General features: G+C 74.1%; 12 protein-coding genes. 3 read left to right on the forward strand and 9 right to left on the reverse strand.

Annotation, left to right across the window (positions count from 1 at the left end):
• Positions 1-22: 22 nt before the first annotated feature.
• On the reverse strand, positions 23-3439 hold the full coding sequence (locus ACIQVT_RS10180) for an ATP-dependent helicase (protein WP_403750309.1): 3417 nt from the start codon (positions 3437-3439) through the stop codon (positions 23-25).
• 257 nt (positions 3440-3696) lie between these two features.
• Complete coding sequence (locus tag ACIQVT_RS10185; protein ID WP_403750313.1) at positions 3697-4080, reverse strand: MGMT family protein; 384 nt, start codon at positions 4078-4080, stop codon at positions 3697-3699.
• Positions 4081-4281: 201 nt separating this feature from the next.
• Here ACIQVT_RS10185 and ACIQVT_RS10190 point away from each other — a divergent pair, with 201 nt between their 5' ends.
• The 3 genes from ACIQVT_RS10190 to ACIQVT_RS10200 all read left to right on the forward strand — a co-directional run bounded on the left by ACIQVT_RS10190 (position 4282) and on the right by ACIQVT_RS10200 (position 10504).
• Positions 4282-7209 carry a YbhN family protein gene (locus ACIQVT_RS10190; RefSeq protein WP_403750315.1) on the forward strand — a complete coding sequence of 976 codons (2928 nt, stop codon included), beginning with the start codon at positions 4282-4284 and terminating at the stop codon, positions 7207-7209.
• A gap of 94 nt (positions 7210-7303) precedes the next feature.
• Positions 7304-8848 (forward strand): alpha/beta hydrolase, encoded by a 1545-nt coding sequence (locus tag ACIQVT_RS10195; protein ID WP_403750318.1) that lies wholly within the window; start codon positions 7304-7306, stop codon positions 8846-8848.
• 132 nt (positions 8849-8980) lie between these two features.
• Positions 8981-10504, forward strand: a complete 1524-nt coding sequence (locus ACIQVT_RS10200) for an alpha/beta hydrolase (protein WP_403750320.1) — start codon at positions 8981-8983, stop codon at positions 10502-10504.
• Positions 10505-10755: 251 nt separating this feature from the next.
• On the opposite strand, the gene moeZ is transcribed toward ACIQVT_RS10200, so the two are convergent.
• The 7 genes from moeZ to ACIQVT_RS10235 all read right to left on the reverse strand — a co-directional run bounded on the left by moeZ (position 10756) and on the right by ACIQVT_RS10235 (position 20487).
• Positions 10756-11934 carry an adenylyltransferase/sulfurtransferase MoeZ gene (gene moeZ / locus ACIQVT_RS10205; protein ID WP_403750323.1) on the reverse strand — a complete coding sequence of 393 codons (1179 nt, stop codon included), beginning with the start codon at positions 11932-11934 and terminating at the stop codon, positions 10756-10758.
• 146 nt (positions 11935-12080) lie between these two features.
• Complete coding sequence (locus ACIQVT_RS10210; RefSeq protein WP_403750325.1) at positions 12081-13040, reverse strand: NAD-dependent epimerase/dehydratase family protein; 960 nt, start codon at positions 13038-13040, stop codon at positions 12081-12083.
• A 159-nt stretch (positions 13041-13199) separates the two neighbouring features.
• A complete protein-coding gene (locus ACIQVT_RS10215) occupies positions 13200-14282 on the reverse strand; it encodes a hypothetical protein (RefSeq protein WP_403750327.1) in 1083 nt (360 codons plus the stop codon).
• A 494-nt stretch (positions 14283-14776) separates the two neighbouring features.
• Complete coding sequence (locus tag ACIQVT_RS10220; protein WP_403750330.1) at positions 14777-16486, reverse strand: DUF3492 domain-containing protein; 1710 nt, start codon at positions 16484-16486, stop codon at positions 14777-14779.
• 289 nt (positions 16487-16775) lie between these two features.
• A complete protein-coding gene (locus tag ACIQVT_RS10225; RefSeq protein WP_403750332.1) occupies positions 16776-18407 on the reverse strand; it encodes a dipeptide ABC transporter ATP-binding protein in 1632 nt (543 codons plus the stop codon).
• Entirely contained in the window at positions 18404-19402 is a 999-nt protein-coding gene (locus ACIQVT_RS10230) for an ABC transporter permease (protein WP_403750334.1), read from the reverse strand. The genes ACIQVT_RS10225 and ACIQVT_RS10230 overlap by 4 nt, the downstream gene beginning before the upstream one ends.
• Positions 19399-20487, reverse strand: coding sequence for an ABC transporter permease (locus ACIQVT_RS10235; RefSeq protein WP_403750336.1), 1089 nt, complete (start codon positions 20485-20487; stop codon positions 19399-19401). Before ACIQVT_RS10235 ends, ACIQVT_RS10230 begins: the two co-directional genes overlap by 4 nt.
• Positions 20488-20490 lie beyond the last annotated feature (3 nt).

Genomic DNA, 20490 nt, shown 5'->3' on the forward strand with positions numbered 1-20490 from the left:
TCACCCCGGCCCGGTGCCGCTGTCACTCCACCACGTGGCGTCCCTCGGGGCGGGCGCTGCACGAGGCTCGGAAGGCGCAGTGCGCGCAGTGCTGGCCGGTGGTCGGTGTGAACCGCTCGTCGAGGACCTTGCCGGCGGCGGTCGCCAGCAGGTCGCCGACCCACTCGCCGGCCAGCGGCTCCTGGCCCTGCACCCGGGGCAGGGCGTCGCCCCCGTCGCGCTTGGCCGCGCCCTGCCTGAGGTGGACCAGTTCCGCGCCGCCCGGTTCGGGGCGCGTGCCGTCGAAGGCCGCGTCGACGGCGCCTTCGCGGACGGCGAGCTGGTAGACGGCGAGCTGCGGGTGGTGCTCGACCTCGCGCGCGGTGGGGGCGTGTCTGCCGGTCTTGAAGTCGACCACGTAGGCGCGGCCGTCGCCGTCGGTCTCGACGCGGTCCATCTGGCCCCGGATGCGGACCTCGTAGTCGCCGGCTCCGAGGGTGACGTCGAAGTCCTGCTCGCTGGCGACCGGGGTGCGGCCGGTGCGGGCCAGGACGTGCCAGTTCAGGAAGCGTTCGAGCGCCACGCGCGCGTTGTCCTTCTCCTGCTGCGACTTCCAGGGCGCGTCGAAGGCGAGCGCGTTCCACACGGAGTCCAGGCGCTCCATGAGCACGTCGAGGTCGGCCGGGGTGCGACCGGAGGCGACCTCGTCGGCGAGGACGTGGACGACGTTGCCGAAGCCCTGCGCGGTGGTGGCCGGCGCGTCGGCCTTCACCTCACGTCCGAGGAACCACTGGAGCGCGCAGGTGTTGGCGAGCTGGTCCAGGGCGCTGCCGGAGAGCACGACGGGCTGGTCGCGGTCGCGCAGCGGCACCTTGCTCTCGGTCGGCTCGAACATGCCCCACCAGCGGTAGGGATGCGCCGACGGCACCAACGGGCGGCCGTCGTCGTCGGTGAGCGCGGCCAGCCGGGCCAGCCGGCGGGCGGCGGCCTCCCGCAGCGTGGCGGACGCGCGCGGGTCGACCGTGGTGGCGCGCAGCTCGGCGACGAGCGCGGCGACGGACAACGGGCGCCGGGGGCGGCCGGTGACGTCCTTGGGCTCGACGCCCAGTTCGGTCAGGAACCGGGAGGGCTGGTCCCCGTCGTCGGCCGGTGCCTTCACCGCGGTGACGACGAGTCGTTCACGCGCGCGCGTGGCGGCGACGTAGAAGAGGCGGCGCTCCTCGGCGAGGAGCGCGCCCGGGGTCAGCGGCTCGGCGAGTCCGTCACGGCCGATGCGGTCGGCCTCCAGCAGCGAGCCGCGGCGGCGCAGGTCGGGCCACAGGCCCTCCTGGACACCGGCGACGACGACCAGACGCCACTCCAGGCCCTTGGAGCGGTGCGCGGTCATCAGGCGGACGGCGTCGGGGCGTACCGCGCGCCGGGTGAGCGTGTCGGCGGCGATGTCCTCGGCCTCGATCTCCGCCAGGAAGTTCAGGGCGCCACGGCCGCCGGTGCGCTCCTCCGCGCGCGCGGCGGTGGCGAACAGCGCGCACACGGCGTCCAGGTCCCGGTCGGCGTTGCGGCCGGCCGCGCCGCCGCGCCGGGCGGCCCGCTCCAGACGGGCGGGCCAGGGGGTGCCCTCCCACAGATCCCACAGCGCGTCCTCGGCCGTACCGCCGCCTGCGAGGCGCTCGCGGGCCTTGCGGAGCAGCGCGCCGAGGCGCTGCGCCCCGCGGGCGTACGCCGGGTCGTGCACCGCGAGGCGCTCGGGTTCGGCGAGCGCCCGGGTGAGGAGTTCGTCGGAGGGCGGCGGCAGGGGGTTGCCGGCGGCCCGCTCCTCCTCCCGCAGGGCGCGTCCGAGGCGGCGCAGGTCGGCGGCGTCCATGCCGGCGAGGGGGGAGGCGAGCAGGGTGAGGGCGGTCTCGGTGTCGAGCCAGCAGGTGTCCGGGGCCGGCCCCGGTACGTCATCGGCGGCCGGCCCACGGTCGCCGGCCGGCGTGACCGGCGACTCGGCGCCCGCGGCGGACGGCCCGTCCGTGGGTCCCGCCGCGGTCGGGGTGGCGGGGGGTACGTCGTCGCGGCGCCGTGCCTCCGCCGTGGCGACCGCTCGCAGCGCTCTGAGCAGGGGCGCAACCGCCGGTTCATGGCGCAGGGGCAGGTCGTCGCCGTCGATGTCCAGCGGTACGCCTGCCGAGGTGAGGGCGCGGCGCAGCGTCGGGAGGGTGCGGGAGCCGGCGCGGACCAGGACGGCCATGTCGCTCCAGGGGACGCCGTCCTCCAGGTGCGCGCGGCGCAGGATGTCCGCGATGTTGTCCAGTTCCGTGCCGGCGGTCGGGTACGTGTAGACCTCGACCCGGCCGCCGTCCCGCACGGCGGCGGGCTCCCGGTGGACGCGGACCTTGTCGGCGGGCAGCCGCGTCAGCGGCATCCGCTGGGTGAGGAGACGGGTCGCGGCGAGCAGGGCGGCGCCGGAGCGGCGGGAGGTGCGCAGCACCTCGACGGGGGCGGGGCGGCCGTCCGCGCGCGCGAAGGCGGCCGGGAAGTCGAGGATGCCGTTCACGTCGGCGCCGCGGAAGGCGTAGATCGACTGGTCGGGGTCGCCGAACGCGACCAGGGTCCGGCCGCCGCCGGCCAGGGCGTGCAGGAGCCGCACCTGGGCGGGGTCGGTGTCCTGATACTCGTCGACGTACACGGCGTCGTACCGGGCGGCGAGCCGTTCGGCCGTGTCGGGGTGCTGGGCGAGCAGGACGGCGCGGTGGACCAGTTCCGCGTAGTCCAGCACGCCCTGGAGGTCGAGGGTGTCGAGGTAGTCGGCGAGGAACGCGGCCGCCGCGCGCCAGTCGGGGCGGCCGGTGCGGCGCGCGAAGGCGTCCAGGGCGTCCGGGCCGAGGCCCAGTTCGCGGCTGCGGGCGAGGACGGCGCGGACCTCGTCGGCGAAGCCGCGCGTGGTGAGGCAGGCGCGCAGTTCGTCGGGCCAGCGCACGTGGGCGAGCCCGAGCCGCTCCAGCTCGGGCTGGCCGGCGAGCAGCTCACGGACGGTGACGTCCTGCTCGGGTCCGGAGAGCAGGCGCAGGGGCTCGGTGAACCGGCCGGCGTCCTGGTGGGCGCGGACCAGCGCGTAGCAGTAGGAGTGGAACGTGGTCGCCCGGGGCGCGCGGGCCGCGCCCATGCGCAGCGCCATGCGGTCGCGCAGTCCGACTGCGGCCTTGCGGCTGAACGTCAGCACCAGGATGCGTTCGGGATCGGCGCCCCGGGCGATCCGCGCGGCGACGGACTCGATCAGGGTGGTGGTCTTGCCGGTGCCGGGGCCGGCGAGGACGAGCAGCGGTCCGCCGCGGTGGTCAACCACGGCACGCTGCGCCGCGTCCAGACGGGGGGGAGCCACGGTGGCCGGGGGTGTGCGCACCAGCCGGTAGGCGCCACGGCTGCCCTGCCGCACCGACGGGTGCGGCAGCTGCCTGGTGGTGGAGGAGGAGCTCACGTGATCGGCCGGTCCTGGTGGTTGTGCTGGTGGGCGGGCGGTCACGCGTGCGAGGCGGTGGCCGCGGGGTGAGGGGGACACGTGCCGCCGACGCTACGCCGCCGCTCCGGACGGAAGCAGGGCTTCCGATTCTTCCCTCGCGGCGCTCGGGTCCCGTGCGTCCCTCACCCCACGAACGTACGGCATGCCGCGGACGTCCCCCCTGTCACCCGTACGGGCCACGGGTCCCCCCTGCCGGCGGCCGATGGCGGAAGCTGTCAGGTGTGACCCTCCGCGCCCGCGCCGTCCCACCGGGCCCGTCGCATGTCGAGCCGCGGCACGTGGCCCGCCGCACTCCTGGCCGCCTGCTTCAGCGGCGTGCCCTCGGCGCGGTAGTGCGCGAGCGCGCGCAGCTCGTGGCCGGGCAGCAGCACGCCGTCGGACCGTACGACCCGCCACCACGGGACGGCGCCCCCGTAGAGGGCCATCACCCGGCCGACCTGGCGCGGGCCACCTTCCTCGAGCCACTCGGCGACATCCCCGTACGTCATCACCCGGCCCGGCGGGATGCGCTCGGCGACATCGAGCACGCGCTCGGCGTACTCCGGCAGCACGTCCGCGTGTCCCCCGCGGGCCTCGTCGGCCGGGCTCTGCTCGTTCATTCGACCATCCTGCCGCACGCCGCGGGGCGTCCCGGCGCGGCCGGGGGAAAGCGCTGCCCTCGCACCGGCGCGGTCCTTCGGGCAGACTGTGCGCCCGCGCATGCGCACCCTGATGCCCGTGTGTGCCGGTGGGGCATGCCACCATCGTGCGGGCGGTGACTGGTGATACGAGACCAAGAAGAGACCACGAAGGAGCAGGGCGTGCACCCCGAAGCAGCGGCGGGCACCCCTGACGCCTCCGCGCGGCCCGGCACCGCCCGGGCGGACGCGGGCGGCACCGACGCGCGGCAGGAAGACAGCGGTCCGCACATGGACGACGGCACGCGCGGGGACGGACCCGCGGCCGGAGCCCCCGGCGACGACACCACACCCGCACGGGAGGACGACTCCGGCACCACGGGCGGCGACGCCACGCACGCGCGAGAGGCCACCGGGGGCGACGGCACGCGCGCGCGAGAGGCCACCGGGGGCGACGGCGGAGAGCCGCCCCCCAAGGACACGCCCGGCGGCGACCGCGTGTGCGCCGCCGACGACCCGCACGCCGAACAGGTCGAGGGCGACGAACCGCTGCTCCCCGCGCGCGTGCACCGCCCCTCCGACCTCGTGCGGCTCCTGGTGGGCGTACTGGCCATCGCGGTGCTACTCGCGATCGCCGCCTTCGCGCACGGCACCACCTCGGGCCTCGAACAGGACATCAACAAGGGCACCGGGCAGGCCCCGGACCTGCTCATCAAGATCGCGGGGCTGGGGTCCAGCATCGCGATCCTCCTCGTCCCGGTCGCCTTCGCCATCGAGCGGCTGATCAAACGGGACGGACTGCGCATCGCCGACGGTGTCCTCGCGGCCGTCCTCGCCCACGGCGTGACCCTCGCCACCGACCTCTGGGTCGCCCGGGCCGCCCCGAGCTCGATCCAGGAGGCGCTGACCCAGCCCTCGCCGGGCGACATCCACGCCCTCACCGACCCGGTGCACGGCTACCTGGCACCCGTCATCGCCTACATGACGGCCGTCGGGATGTCCCGCAGACCCAGATGGCGCGCGGTGCTGTGGATCGTGCTGATGCTGGACGCGTTCTCGATGCTGGTCACCGGCTACACCACCCCTTTCTCGATCATCCTGACGGTGCTGATCGGCTGGACCATCGCCTACGGCACCCTGTACGCGGTCGGCTCCCCCAACGTCCGTCCCACCGGGCAGACGCTGATGGCCGGCCTCGCCCACGTCGGCTTCCGTCCCGTCTCCGCGGCCCGCGAGGAGTCCGGGGAGACGGAGAACGGAGACCGGGGCCGGCGCTACTTCGTCACCCTGGAGGACGGCCCCCCGCTGGACGTGACGGTCGTCGACCGCGAGCAGCAGGCACAGGGCTTCTTCTACCGGGCGTGGCGCAATCTGACCCTGCGCGGCTTCGCCACCCGCTCCAGCCTCCAGTCGCTGCGCCAGGCACTGGAGCAGGAGGCGCTGCTGGCGTACGCGGCGATCGCGGCTGGCGCCAACGCACCGAAGCTGATCGCCACCTCCGAGCTGGGCCCCGACGCGGTCATGCTCGTCTACGAGCACACCGGTGGGCGCACGCTGGACTCGCTGGCCGACGAGGACATCACCGACGAGCTGCTGCGCAACACCTGGGACCAGGTGCGGGCCCTCCAGTCGCGGCGCATCGCGCACCGCAGGCTGGCCGGAGACGCCATCCTGGTGGATCGTTCCGGCAAGGTGATCCTCACCGAGCTGCGCGGCGGCGAGATCGCGGCCGGTGAACTGCTGCTGCGGATGGACGTCGCGCAGCTGGTCACCACGCTGGGCCTGCGGGTCGGCGCACAGCGGGCGGTGGCCTCGGCCGTCGGGGTGCTCGGCCCGGACGCGGTCGCCGACTGCCTGCCGATGCTCCAGCCGATCGCGCTGACGCGCTCCACGCGCGCGACGCTGCGCCGGCTGGCGCGCGAGCGGGCACAGCGCGAACGCGACGCGGTGCTCGAGGCCTCCCGGCACAGCAGACCGGCCCGCCCGGAGGAGACCGCCGACACGGCGGCGCCCACCCTGGAGAAACCCGACAAGAAGACCGTCCGCGCCGAGCAGCGCGCGGAGAAACGGGCCATCGACGAAGCCCTCGACGAGGCCCGCGAAGAGGATCTGCTCACCCAGATCCGGCACGAGGTACTGCTCATCAGGCCCCAGGCGCCCGTGGAACCGGCCCGGCTGGAACGGGTCAGGCCGCGCACGCTGATCAGTTTCATCGCCGGTGCGATCGGCGCGTACTACCTGCTGACGCAGCTCACCCACATCGAGTTCGGCACGCTCTTCGCGCAGGCCCAGTGGGGCTGGGTGGCCGCCGCCGTGCTCTTCTCCGCGCTCAGTTACGTCGCCGCCGCCATGGCGCTGCTGGGCTTCGTGCCGGAACGGGTGCCGTTCCCGCGGACGGTGGCGGCACAGGTGGCCGGATCCTTCGTGAAGATCGTGGCGCCGGCCGCGGTGGGCGGTGTCGCCCTCAACACGCGCTTCCTCCAGCGCGCGGGCGTGCGCCCGGGACTCGCGGTCGCGAGCGTCGGCGCCTCCCAGCTGTTCGGGCTGGGCTGCCACATCCTGATGCTGCTGTCCTTCGGTTACCTGACCGGCACCGAGAAGACGCCGTCCCTGTCGCCGTCCCGCACGGTCATCGCGGGCCTGCTGACGGTGGCCGTGCTGATCCTCGTGGTCACCTCGGTGCCGTTCCTGCGGAAGTTCGTCGTCACGCGCGTGAGGTCCCTGTTCGCCGGTGTCGTGCCCCGCATGCTCGACGTGCTCCAGCGGCCCCAGAAGCTCGTCACCGGCATCGGCGGCATGCTGCTGCTGACCGCCTGCTTCGTGATGTGCCTGGACGCCTCCATCCGGGCCTTCGGCGACGGTTCGGCGTCGCTGAGCCTGGCCAGCGTCGCCGTCGTCTTCCTCGCCGGCAACGCGCTCGGCTCGGCGGCGCCCACCCCCGGCGGCGTCGGCGCGGTCGAGGCGACGCTGACCGTCGGTCTGATCGCCGTGGGGCTGCCCAAGGAGGTCGCCGCCCCGGCCGTCCTGCTGTTCCGGCTGCTGACCCTGTGGCTGCCGGTGCTGCCCGGCTGGTTCGCCTTCAGCCATCTCAGCCGCAAGGGAGCCCTTTAAAGGCTCTCACCGGGGCTGTTGCGTGTCCGTGGTGCCGTAGCCCGGACGGCCCGCGCCCCGCGCGCCCCGGCGCGCACGCCCCCAGGATGGGAGCATGGCGAACCCCTTCCGGCTGCGCGCCGGCGCCCTGACGTCCACCGCCGTGCTGCTCACCGCCGTACTGGCCGGATGTGGCGGTCACACCGAGCACGGGGACCTGTCGGCGCAGAAGCTGGACTGGAAGGACTGCCCGGCCCCGTCGGAGGCGGAGGGCGGCGGCAGCGCCCCGTCCCCGCTGCCGAACGGGACCGAGTGGCAGTGCGCCACCATGAGGGCGCCCCTGGACTGGGGCAGACCCAAGGGAGACACCATCGGGATCGCCCTGATCCGGGCCGAGGCCAGTGGGCCCGCGAGCCGGCGGATCGGCTCGCTCGTGTTCAACTTCGGCGGACCGGGCGGCAGTGGCGTGACCGCGCTGCCGTCGTTCGGCGAGGACTACGCGGCCCTGCGCACCCGCTACGACCTGGTGAGCTTCGATCCACGCGGGGTCGGTCGCAGCGCGCCGGTGGAGTGCGAGAGCGACGCCCAGCTGGACGGGTACTTCCAGCAGGACGCGACCCCGGACGACAGCGCGGAACGCGCCGAACTGCTGAAGCGCACCCAGCGGTTCAACGCGGCCTGCGAGAAGAACTCCCCCAAGGTCCTGCCGCACGTGCGGACCACGGACGCGGCCCGCGACATGGAGCTGATGCGCCAGGTCCTCGGCGACGACAAGCTGTACTACTTCGGGATCTCCTACGGCACCGAACTCGGCGGCGTCTACGCCCACCTGTACCCGCACAACGTCGGACGCGCCGTCCTCGACGGTGTCGTCGACCCCACCCAGGATCCCGAGCAGAGCGCGCTCGGCCAGGCCCGGGGTTTCCAGCTGGCGCTGGACAACTACGCGGAGGACTGCACCTCCAAGACCACGGAATGCCCGGTCGGGGACACCCCCAAGGAGGTCAAGGACCGCATCGCGAAGCTGCTGACCGACCTGGAGAAGAAACCGATCACCGGTATCTTCCCGCGCAGGCTGACCCAGACCGCCGCCACGAACGGCATCGCGCAGTCCCTGTACTCCAAGGACTTCTGGGAGTACCTCACGGAGGGGCTGGAGGAGGCGTACGACGGCGACGGCAGGACCCTGATGCTGCTGTCCGACCTGATGAACGGCCGCGGCGAGAACGGCGAGTACAGCAACATCACCGCGGCCAACATCGCCATCAACTGCTCCGACGAGAAACCGCGGTACAGCACCGAATACGTCCAGCGGAAGCTGCCCGAGTTCCAGACCGCCTCCCCGCTCTTCGGTCACTACCTGGCCTGGAGCATGGTCGGCTGCACCGACTGGGCGGTGCCGGGCGCCGCCGACCACCCCGACGTCAGCGCGCCCGGTTCCGCACCGATCGTCGTCGTCGGCAACACCGGCGACCCGGCCACCCCGTACGAGGGTGCGAAGAAGATGGTCGACGCACTCGGCAAGGGTGTCGCGGTCGAGCTGACGTACAAGGGCCAGGGGCACGGGGCGTACGACAGCAAGAACCGGTGCGTGCAGAAGGCGGTGAACGGCTACCTGCTGGACGGGACGGTGCCGAAGGCGGGCACGGTCTGCTCGTGACGCGACCCACCCAGCGGAGAAACTCGCAGGTCAGGAGGTTATCCACAGGCTTACACGGGCCAGGCCGGGGACGCCTACGATGGCCTGGACGCCCGGCGCGGCACGACGCGGAGGGCATGCGAGGGGGGACACATGAGGCGACTTCGGTGCGGGGTGGCCGCGGTGGCCGCGGCACTGCTGCTGGCCGGCTGCGGCCGTTCGTCCGGCGGGAGCGGGAACGAGGGCAAGGGGACCGGTACGCCCGCTCCACCGGCGGGCCTCCCCTCCTCGCTCACGGCGCAGCACCTGGACTGGCGGCGCTGCGAGGCGACCGGTGAGTCGGCCGCGCCCGGCGACGACTGGCGGTGCGCCACGCTCAGGGCGCCGCTGAACTGGTCGGAACCGGACGGTCCGACGATCGGGCTGGCCCTGATCCGCGCCCGGACGATCGGCGATGACCGCATCGGATCGATGCTGTTCAACTTCGGTGGCCCCGGCGGTTCGGGAGTCTCCACGATGCCGTACTACTCGGCGACCGTCTCCGCGCTCCACGAGCACTACGACCTGGTGAGCTGGGACCCGCGCGGGGTGGGCGCGAGCGAGGGCGTCCGCTGCCGGGACGACCGGGCCGTCGAGGCCGCCGAGGCCGTGGACACCACACCGGACACCCCGGCCGAGGAGAAGGCGTACCTCCGGGACGCCACCGACTTCGGCAAGGGCTGCCGGAAGGCGGCCGGATCCCTGCTGGCCCACGTGTCCACCACCGACAGCGCCCGCGACATGGACCTGATGCGCCATGTCCTCGGCGACGAGAGGATGCACTACTTCGGCATCTCCTACGGCACCGAACTCGGCGGCGTCTACGCCCACCTGTTCCCGAAACGCGTGGGACGGATGGTGCTCGACGCCGTGGTCGACCCGACCGCCGACACGGTGGGCCACGCGCGGAACCAGGCACTCGGCTTCCAGCGGGCGCTGGACGACTACCTGAGGTCCACCGGCCAGGACCCGGCGCGGGGTTCGCGGAGGATCGCGGACCTGCTGAGGCGGCTGGACACCCGTGCGCTGCCGACGTCGTCCGGACGGAAGCTGAACCAGACCCTGGCGACCACCGGGATCATCCTGCCGCTGTACAGCGAGTCGAGCTGGCCACGGCTGACGAGTGCCCTGAAGTCGGCGGAGGCGGGCGACGGTTCGGGACTGCTCGCGCTCGCCGACGCGTACGACGACCGTGACTCCTCGGGCCACTACGGCACGACGTCCCACTCCCAACGGGTCATATCGTGCCTGGACGACCGCCGGCGGCCGACGCCCGCCGAGACCCGGAAGCGGCTGCCCGAGTTCAGGCGGATCTCCCCGGTGTTCGGGGACTTCCTCGGGTGGGACACGGCCGGCTGGTGCCACGACTGGCCGGTGCCGGGCCAGTTCGACACGCCGGAGGTGAGCGCACCCGGCGCGGCACCGATCCTGCTGGTCGGCAACACCGGCGACCCGGCGACCCCCTACGAGGGTGCCCGCAGGATGGCCGACGAACTGGGCCGGGGCGTGGGTGTCGAAGTGACCTGGAAGGGCGAGGGCCACGGGGCGTACGGCAACGGCAGCGACTGCGTCGACTCGACGGTGAACGCCTATCTGCTGCGCGGCAGGGTGCCGAAGGACGGCAAGGTCTGCTCCTGAGGGACCCGCGGGGGTCCGGCGCCGGAACCGGGCCGGACGGCTGCCGCCACAGGCGGTGTTCAGCCCGCACGTCGGCGGTCCTGGCCGCTTGTCGCCGGCGGGACGGCCGGGAGCTTCGCGTCGAGCCGCACCCAGGACACGTCCGGGCCCCCGATCCCCCTGGGGCCCGGTGCGGACGGCGCAAGCCCACGGCTCCCGAGCGGGTCAGGGCCGTGGGCTTCGTCAGCCTCGCCGATGAGCGGGACCGGTGGTCAGTAGACCGGCTTCTCGGGTTCGATCTGGTTGACCCAGCCGATGACGCCGCCGCCGACGTGCACGGCGTCGGCGAAGCCCGCGGACTTCAGGACCGCCAGGACTTCCGCACTGCGGACACCCGTCTTGCAGTGCAGGACGATCTTCCTGTCCTGCGGGAGGCCGCCCAGGGCGGTGCCCATGAGGAACTCGTTCTTCGGGATCAGCTTGGCGCCCGGGATGGAGACGATCTCGTACTCGTTCGGCTCGCGGACGTCGATGATCTCGATGTTCTCGCCCTCGTCGATCCACTCCTTGAGCTGCTTCGGGGTGATCGTCGACCCGGCGGCGGCCTGCTGGGCCTCCTCGGAGACGACACCGCAGAAGGCCTCGTAGTCGATGAGTTCGGTGACGGTCGGGTTCTCACCGCAGACCGCGCAGTCGGGGTCCTTGCGAACCTTGACCTGGCGGTACTGCATCTCCAGGGCGTCGTAGATCATCAGACGGCCGACCAGCGGCTCACCGATGCCGGCGAGGAGCTTGATCGCCTCGTTGACCTGGATGGAGCCGATGGACGCGCAGAGCACGCCCAGGACGCCGCCCTCGGCGCAGGAGGGCACCATGCCGGGGGGCGGGGGCTCCGGGTAGAGGCAGCGGTAGCAGGGGCCGTGCTCCGACCAGAAGACGGACGCCTGACCGTCGAAGCGGTAGATCGAGCCCCACACGTACGGCTTGCCGAGCAGCACGCACGCGTCGTTGACCAGGTAGCGGGTCGCGAAGTTGTCGGTGCCGTCGACGATCAGGTCGTACTGACTGAAGATGTCCATCACGTTGTCGGCTTCGAGCCGCTCCTCGTGGAGGACGACGTTCACGTACGGGTTGATGCCCTTGACGCTGTCGCGCGCGGACTCCGCCTTGGAGCGGCCGATGTCGGCCTGGCTGTGGATGATCTGACGCTGGAGGTTCGACTCGTCGACCTCGTCGAACTCCACGATGCCGAGGGTGCCCACGCCCGCGGCGGCCAGGTACATCAGCGCCGGCGAGCCCAGGCCGCCGGCGCCGACACAGAGCACCTTGGCGTTCTTCAGCCGCTTCTGCCCGTCCATGCCCACGTCGGGGATGATCAGGTGGCGGGAGTACCTGCGGACCTCGTCTACGGTGAGCTCAGTAGCTGGCTCGACCAGGGGTGGCAGCGACACGGGGGCTCCGTTGATCGGTCAATCACTACAGTTGTTCTCCCCGTAACACTGCCACGGCCTTCTTCATTCCGAGACACCTGTCCCGAGCCGCGAGACAAGGCCGTCCCAGCAACCGGGCACACGCCCGTGCCGGTGCCCGGTTCCGGTCAGATCCGGCAGGCCGCCTCCATCCAGATGTCGGCCAGGGACTCCTCCAGGGCGATGCGCGGCCGCCAGCCGAGCCGGTCGCGGGCGGTGCGCACGTCGGCCTGCTGCCAGCTGCCGCAGCCGTCCGGGTACGGGTACGCCATCGGGATCGTGTGGTCGGAGTCCGACCGGGGGTGGCCGATGGCGCCGCGCAGCGGCCCGGGCGGGACGTCGAGTTCGTGGAGGGCGCCGCCGTACCCGGCCACGCGCGCGAGGACGGCGGCGGCGTCCCGGAGGCGGACCGCGCGGCCGGACCCGATGTTGATCACGCCCTGCGCGGCGGAGAGCGAGGCGGCGTGCACGGCCCGGGCGACGTCACGGACGTCGATGAAGTCGCGCTGCACGCCGAGGCCGCCGAGCTTGAGTTCGCCGTCGCCGGACTGCATCGCCCGGCGCATCGCCTCGGCGAGCCGGCCGAGCGGGGAGCCGGCGGGGGTCCCGGGACCGGCCGGTGAGAAGACGCGCAGGACGACGGCGTCCAGTCCGGAGCCGAGGACCAGTTCGGTCGCGGCGAGCTTGCTGACGCCGTACGGGCCGCCGGGGCGCGGTACGGCGTCCTCGGCCGTGGAGGAGCCGGGCTGGCTCGGGCCGTACTCCGCACCGCACCCGACCTGCACCAGCCGGGCGCCGCAGCCGCTGCGGCGCAGGGCCTCGCAGACGGTGGCCACGGCGACGGTGTTGTGCCGGGTGAGTTCGCGGGCGCCGCCGCGGGTGGCGCCCGCGCAGTTGACGACGACCCCGGGGTGGACCGCGTCCAGGAAGCGGGTGAGGGCGCCGGGACTGCCGGTGGCGAGGTCGAAGCGGACGTCGGCGTCGTCGCCGCGGCCGAGCGCGGTGAGCTGGACGGCCGGGTCGGCGAGGAGACGGTCGGCGACGAAACGGCCGATGAATCCGTTGGCTCCGATCAGCAGAATCCTCATCGGGCGGCTCCCGGGGTGTGCGTGGCGGGGGTACCGGCCGCTGCGAGCGTCCCTGCGGCTGCTCCGGCCGCTCCGGGTCGGGAGGTGGTCATCTGGTGTTCTCCTTCAACGGGGTGATGCGGGTGCCTCCGGCGGCTTGTCGGACCGGTGGGCGAAGAGTCACTCGGTTGCTCCCGTGGGCGCGTGGGCCGAGGCCTGGGTGAGGACGTGGGCGGCGTGCACCAGCAGGGCCAGTGCCGCGGTGCCGCAGGCGAGGGCGGGTACGGCGGTCTCCCCCGCGGCGGCGACCAGGGTCCGGACGGGGAGCGCGAGGAAGGCGCAGCCGGGCAGCCGGCCGGCCGACGACAGCCCTAGGACAGCCGCCTCGGTCGCCGCCGCGGCGCCGAGCGCGAGTACGGGGGCGTGCCGGTGGCGGTGCGTGGTGAGCAGGCGGGCCGACAGGAGGAGGGCGCCCAGGGCGAGGGCCTGCGGGCGGGCCGCGGGTTCGCGCAGGACCGTGGCGCACAGCTGGAGCAGACCGGCGAGAGCGCCCAGGAACAGGGCGAACGTGCCGAGCAGCAGCGGCCTGGCGGCGGCGGTGAAGTCCCCGAGGCCCCTGCTGCCGGCCAGCCTGCGGCGGGCACCGGCGGTGAGGAGGTGAGCGCACCAGGCCGCGGGGGCGCAGGCCAGCAGGAGAGCGAGGACCGGGGCGGTGGTGGTGGCGGTGGGCCGGAGGAGGTCGGCGGCGGTGACCGGGGCACCGGGACCGCCCGTCACGAGGCGGTGGAGGAGGTCGTCACCGACCAGGGCGTACGCGAGCAGCCACAGGGTGCACGCCCGTGCGGCGTACGCGGATCGTCCCGCGCGGGCGCCGGGCGGGGCGGCGAGGGGGCCGTGACGCAGCGCGGTGCGCGTGGCGAGGGCCACGGCGAGGATGCCGCCGAGGGCCACCAGCAGGCGGGGATGTCCGTGGGTCAGACGCAGTCCGGTCACGGTGAGCACGCCGAGCGTCCCGGGCAGGAGGCCGGCCAGGACCCAGGTCACCCGGACCCGGGGCACGTTCGCCGGTACCGGCGCCGGGCGTGGCTCACCGGGGCGGGGGACGCGCGCGTACAACTCCTCGGCGAGCGAGAAGACGTCACGGTGCCGGTAGCGGGCGGCGGTCCGGTCGGTCACGCCGCGTGCCTCCAGCCCGGCGGCGATCTCCAGCGGGTCCACGGCCCGCTCGCACAGCTCACGGTGCCGGTGCAGGAGGACCTTCACCGGGTCGGCCGATCCCCGACGGACCCCGGCCGACTCCCCCCGGCCGGGGTCCGGCACGTTCCCGACGCGAGGCACGGACACGGCTTCGGCTTCGGCTTCGGCTTCGGCTTCGGCTTCGGCTTCGGCTTCGGCTTCGGCTTCGGCGACACCGTCCCCTGCGTCCCAGGGCCCGGTCACCACCTCAGTGGCACCGCTCCCTGCCTCCCCGGGCGTGGGCACAGTCCTGGCGCCGCCATCCCCCGCCGAGTTACTGGACCCGGGCGGGGCCGGGGTGAGGCTGGGGAGCTGGTTGCCGGAGGGGGCGGTCGGCTCGGTGGGCAGCCACTCGCCGGACCGGGCGTCCCACGGATCGGCTCCGCCGGGCGTGCCCGGACGGTCAACGCCGGTCTCGTCCCGTCCGCCCCCGGCGCCCTCCATGAGGACCGCGCGCCCGGCGGCGGAATCCGGCGCGCGCCACGCGCCCGGCCACCCTGCTGCCCGGCTGCCCACGTCGCTCATCGGGGAACCTCCGCGGTGGCCGGCGCGGTCGCCCGGACGGGGGTGGCCGTGGCCCAGCCGGGCAGGGCGCGGGGCGTGGGGGCGGTCCAGTGGCCGGGGACGCGGGACTCGGCGGGCGTGGCGAACGGCAGCGGTGCGCCGGTCCCGTCGAGGACGACCCGGCGGACCGGGCTGTGCGAGACGATCTCCAGGTAAATGCCGTGAAATGCCGCGATGTTCTGCTCGACGGTGAACAGTTCGAGCGCGCGGGCACGCGCGGCGGCGCCGAGGCGCGCACGGCGTTCGGGGTCGCGCAGCAGTCCGGCGCACGCCTCGGCGAGCGCCCTGGGGTTGCGCGGGGGCACGACCAGTCCTGTGCCGCCGATGACCTCCACGACCGCGCCGACGTCCGTGGAGACCGTGGCCCGTCCGCAGAGCATCGCCTCGACGAGCCCGACCGGGAAGCCCTCCACGACGCTGGAGAGGACGACGACCGCGCCGGCGGCGTAGGCGTCGGCCGGGGTGGGGGCCTCGGGACCGCCGATCTCCTCGAAGGAGACGGGGTTGTCGCCGACGGCGTGGACACCGTCGGCCTCGTCCGGGAAGAGCTGCGCGGCGAGCGCCCGGCAGTGCCCGAGATAGGCCGCTCCCTCGACGCCCAGGGGCGCGCCGACGATCCGCAGGCGGGCCTCGGGTCTCTCCTTGCGCACCTCGGCGAAGGCGTGCAGCAGCGAGACGAGGTCCTTGCCGGGTTCGACGCGTCCGACCCAGACCAGGGTGTGCGGGTCGGCGCGGTCCGGGGACTCACCGGCCTGCGTGAAGCGGTCGGCCGCCATGCCGGGGTGGACCGTGCGGATGCGGGCCCGGTCGGCGCCGCACCGCTCCTGCCAGCGGCGTGCGTGCGCGTTGCCCGGGGTGAGGAGCGTGGCCGCGCGGTACACCTCGGCGGCGAGCCGGCCGTGGAAGGCGGCGAGCAGGGCGCGTACGGCGGGAGTGGCGGTGCCGGGGCCCGCGCCCAGGTAGCGCGAGCGCAGTTGGACGCCGTACTCGGTGACGAGCAGCGGTACGCCGGAGAAGTGCCGGACGAGGAGTCCGGCGAGGGCGGTGCGGCCGCCGGTGGTGGCGTGGCAGAGGTCGGCCGCGCCCAGGCCGTCGTCGCCGTACCAGTCGAGGGAGAGGGGGCGCAGGGCGTGTTCGAGGTGGGCGGCGACGGCGAGCAGCTCGGGCACGCGCGCCTCGCGTGCCGTGCGCGGTGCGCCGGGCGCGCGGCAGGCGCGTTCCAGGGCGCGCAGGGCGGTGTCGGAGCACAGGGCGCCGGCGGGCGCGCCTTCGTCGCGGGCGAGTTCGGCGAGCCCGTACAGGGCGTTGCGGAAACGGTCCGCCAGCTCACCGGACGCGCTGTCGGGGGCGGTGACGGGGGTGGCGACGGAGGCTCCGGCGGTCATCGCGGCCACCAGTTCGCCGTAGCACTCGGTGAAGCGCCGGCGTGCGCGCCGTCCGTACGCGACCTCGTGGGTCCCGGTCGTCCGCGGCGGTTCCGTGCGTACCCGGCGGACCTGCGGGGGGAGGGGGGTGGGGCGTTCGCCGCCGTCCCGACGCCGGTCGGGGCCGAGCGCGTAGACGTCGAAGTCGTGCTGCCCGAGCCCGCGCACGAGCCGGTCGCACCAGCGTGCGGTGTCACCGCTCACATACGGACAGCCACCGTCCGTGACCAGTCCTACGCGCATGTGTGCACCCCCGATCTCCCGTCTGGGGAGCCGCCGTTGTCCCGGCGGCTCGCGGCGGGACGAACGTAAGCGGACAAGGCGGTGGGGGGGGGGGGGGGGGGGGGGGGGGGGGGGGGCCCCCGGGGGGGGGGGGGGGGGGGGGGGGGGGGGGGGGGGGGCCCCCCCCCCCACCACCGGAAGGGGTGAACGGTCGTGACTTTCGCGTACGGACCGCGTTACGCCGCGCTAAGGAAGGAGCGATGGGCACCGGACGGAGGCCCAGTGACCACCCGAACCCGGTGGCCCGGAGCTACGCCGCCGCCGGTTCGCGGCGGGCCGCGCGGCGCCGGGCCGCCACCTCGGGGTCGAGCGCGGGCACGGCGGCCAGGAGCTGCCTGGTGTACGTCTCGCGCGGGGTGTCGTACACCTCGTCGGCCGGCCCGTACTCGACGAGCCGGCCGCGCCGCATCACCGCGACCCGGTCGCTGACCTGGCGGACGACGGCGAGGTCGTGCGCGATGAACACCAGGGCGAGGCCCAGTTCCCGCTGGAGTTCGCCGAGGAGGGCGACCACCTGGGCCTGCGTGGTGACGTCCAGCGCGGAGACCGGTTCGTCGCAGACGATGACGCGCGGTTCGGCGGCGAGGGCGCGGGCGATGCCGATGCGCTGGCGCTGTCCGCCGCTGAACTCGTGCGGGTAGCGGTCGTAGTGCGCCGCTTCGAGCCCCACTCGCTCCAGCAGTTCCGTGACGCGTCCGCGGATGCGGGCCTCGTCGTTCCCGCCCGCCCGGCCCCGTCCGCCCGCGCCGGGCGCCCTCGTCCCGCGCGCGCGGAGCGGATCGGCGATGGACTCGCCCACGCTGCGACGGGGGTTGAGGGAGGAGACGGGGTCCTGGAAGACCATCTGGACGGACGGGTTCACACCAGTGTGCGGGCGTCCCTCGTAGCGGATCGCGCCGGCGGTCGGCTCCAGCAGGCCGACGAGCATGCGGCCGAGGGTGGTCTTGCCGCTGCCGCTCTCCCCGACGACGCCGAGGGTCTCCCCGCGGCGCACGGTCAGCGAGATGTCATCGACGGCCGCGAACGCCTTCCTGCCGCGCCCGAACTCACGCCGCACGCCGGTGGCCTCCAGCACGACCTCGTCGGTGGCCGGGGAGCCGGTGCGGCGGGCGTCCACGCGGGGGACGGCGTCGAGGAGGGCGCGGGTGTACGCCTCGGCGGGGGCCGCGAGGACCGCGCCGACCGGTCCGTGCTCGACGGCCCTGCCGTGCCGCATGACGAGGACGTCGTCCACGCTCTCGGCGGCGACGCCGACGTCGTGGGTGACGAGCAGCAGGCCCATGCCGGTCTCCTCGCGCAGCGTGTGCAGCAGGTCGAGGATCTGGGCCTGGACGGTGACGTCGAGCGCGGTGGTCGGCTCGTCGGCGATCAGCAGGCTCGGCTCGCAGGCGAGGGCCATGGCGATGAGGGCGCGCTGGCGCATACCGCCGCTGAACTCGTGCGGGCGGGACCGGGACCGGCGGGCCGCGTCCGGGATGCCGACCCGGTCCAGTACCTCGACGGCACGCGCGCGGGCGGCGCGGCGGGACACGCGCGCGTGGACGCGGTAGACCTCGGCGATCTGGTCGCCGATGGCGTAGTACGGGTCGAGCGAGGACAGCGGGTCCTGGAAGACCATGGCGGCCCCGGCGCCGCGCAGCCGCCGCAACTCCTCGTCGGAGGTGGTCCCCACGTCGGTGCCGGCCACCCGGACCGAGCCGCCGACGCGGGCCCCGGTGCCCCGGTGCAGGCCCAGCAGGGCGCCCGCGACCGTGGACTTGCCGGAGCCGGACTCGCCGACGAGGGCGAGGGCACCGCCCTCGGCCAGGCTGAAGGAGATCCCGTCGACGGCCCGCACGGAGCCGAACTCCACGGTCAGGTCCCTGACGTCCACGAGGCTCATGCGAGTACCACCCGTCGGTCGGCCACCGCGTACAGCACGTCCGCGACGGCATTGGCGAGGATCACGAAGAAGCCGGTGACCAGCACCATGCCGACGACCACCGGCAGGTCGACGACCGTGACCGCGTGGACCAGTTCCTGGCCGATGCCCGGCAGGCCGAAGAGGGTCTCGGTGAGAACGGCGCCGCCGACGGCGGAGCCGAAGGTGACCGCGTTGAGGGCGATGACGGACGCCGTCGCCCCGCGCAGCGCGTGCCGGACGATCACGGCGCGTTCGCTGACGCCGTAGGCGCGGAACGTGCGGATGTGGTCCTCGGCCAGCGTCTCCAGCATGGACGCCCGGGTCAGCCGCGCGAAGTTGGCGGCCTCGATGAGCGCGAGGGAGAACCAGGGCAGCAGCAGGTTCCACGCCCACTGCTCGGGGTCGTCGGTGAAGCGCACGTACTGCGGGAAGGGCAGCAGCTGGAGCTCGCCGCAGACGACGATCATCAGGACGAGGCCGATGACGAAGACGGGGGTGGCCGTGCCCGCCAGGGTGACCGCGGTCAGGACGCGCTCGGAGAGCCGGCCGCGCCGCCAGGCGGAGAGGACGCCGGTGCCGACGCCGAGCAGCAGCCAGATCACCATCGCCCCGAGGACGAGCGAGAAGCTCACCGGCAGCTTGGTCAGGATGATGTCGGTGACCTGCTGGTCGGTGCGGTACGACTGGCCGAGGCAGGGCGCCGGGCAGTGCTCCACGGAGGTGCCGGTGGAGTAGTCCTGGCCCGCGACGAGCCCTTGGAGGAAGTGCCAGTAGCGCACGTACAGCGGGTCGCCGAGGTGCAGTTGCTGGGCCACCTGGTGGACCTGGGCCGGGGAGCAGCGCGGGCCGCAGGTGATCTGGGCGACGTTGCCGGGGGTGACGTAGAAGACGACGTAGACGATCACCGAGAGCACGAACAGGGTGACCAGTGCGCCCACGACGCGGCGCAGGACGAAGCCGGCGAAGCCGTTCACGCGCGCTCCTCCTTCCGCGGGGCGGCACCCGGTACGCCGTCCGGTACAGCGCCCGGTACGGCCCCCGAGGCGGCGCCCGGGGTGGCCGTCCGCGCGCGGTCCTCCCGCCTGCGGCCGGTGCCGACGCGCAGGCGGGAGGCCGCGCGCGGGTCGAGGGCCACGCGGACGCCGTCGCCGAGGACGGTCATCGCGAACACGGTGGCGAACAGGGCGAGGGCCGGCAGCAGCAGGTACTGCGGGGCGGCCTGGTACCAGACGTCGGCGGAGGTCAGCATCTGCCCCCACGACGGCGTGGGCGGCTTCACGCCGACGCCGAGGAAGGACAGGGCCGCCTCGGCGCTGATGTTCTGCGGGATCAGCAGCGCGGCGTAGGTGATGACCGGCGCGGCGAGGCCCGGGAGCAGTTCGCGCACGGCGGTCCGACCGATGCTCCAGCCGCTGAGCCGGGACGCGGCGACGTAGTCGAGGTTCTTCAGGGTGAGCGTCTGCGCGCGCACCATCTTCGCCGTGGTGCTCCAGCCGGAGACCAGGGCGATGATCAGCGCGACGAGGACGGGCCGCGGGAAGCCGCTGGGCACGACGGCCAGCAGCGCGAGCGCCATGACCATCAGGGGCAGCGCGACGAAGATGTCGGTGACGCGGCTGAGGACGGCGTCGACCCAGCGGTTGCCGAGCCCGGAGGCCACGCCCACGGCGACGCCGAGGGCCACCTGCACCACCGTGGCGCCCAGCGACACGCCGAGCGAGACCCGCGCCCCGTACACGAGCCGGGCGAACATGTCGCGTCCGGTCTGCGGTTCGACGCCGAGCCAGTGGTCGGCGCCGGCGCCGCCGAAGGAGCCGATGGGCACACCGCCGCGCGCGGAGTCGATCAGCGAGGGGTGGTAGGTGGTGGGGTCCTGGCCCTCCAGGGCGGTGAGCAGGGGCGCGGCGAGCGCCACCAGGACGAGCAGCGCGACGACGGCCGCGGCGACCAGGGCGGCGCGCTGCGCCCGCAGCCGCCGCCAGAACTGATGTGCCCCCGGTGCCGCCGGGACGGACGTGTCCGTCCCGGCGGCACCGACGGCGGCAAGTGCCTCGCTCACTTG

It is taken from the genome of Streptomyces sp. NPDC100445 (genome assembly GCF_044759735.1).
Lineage (GTDB): Bacteria > Actinomycetota > Actinomycetes > Streptomycetales > Streptomycetaceae > Streptomyces.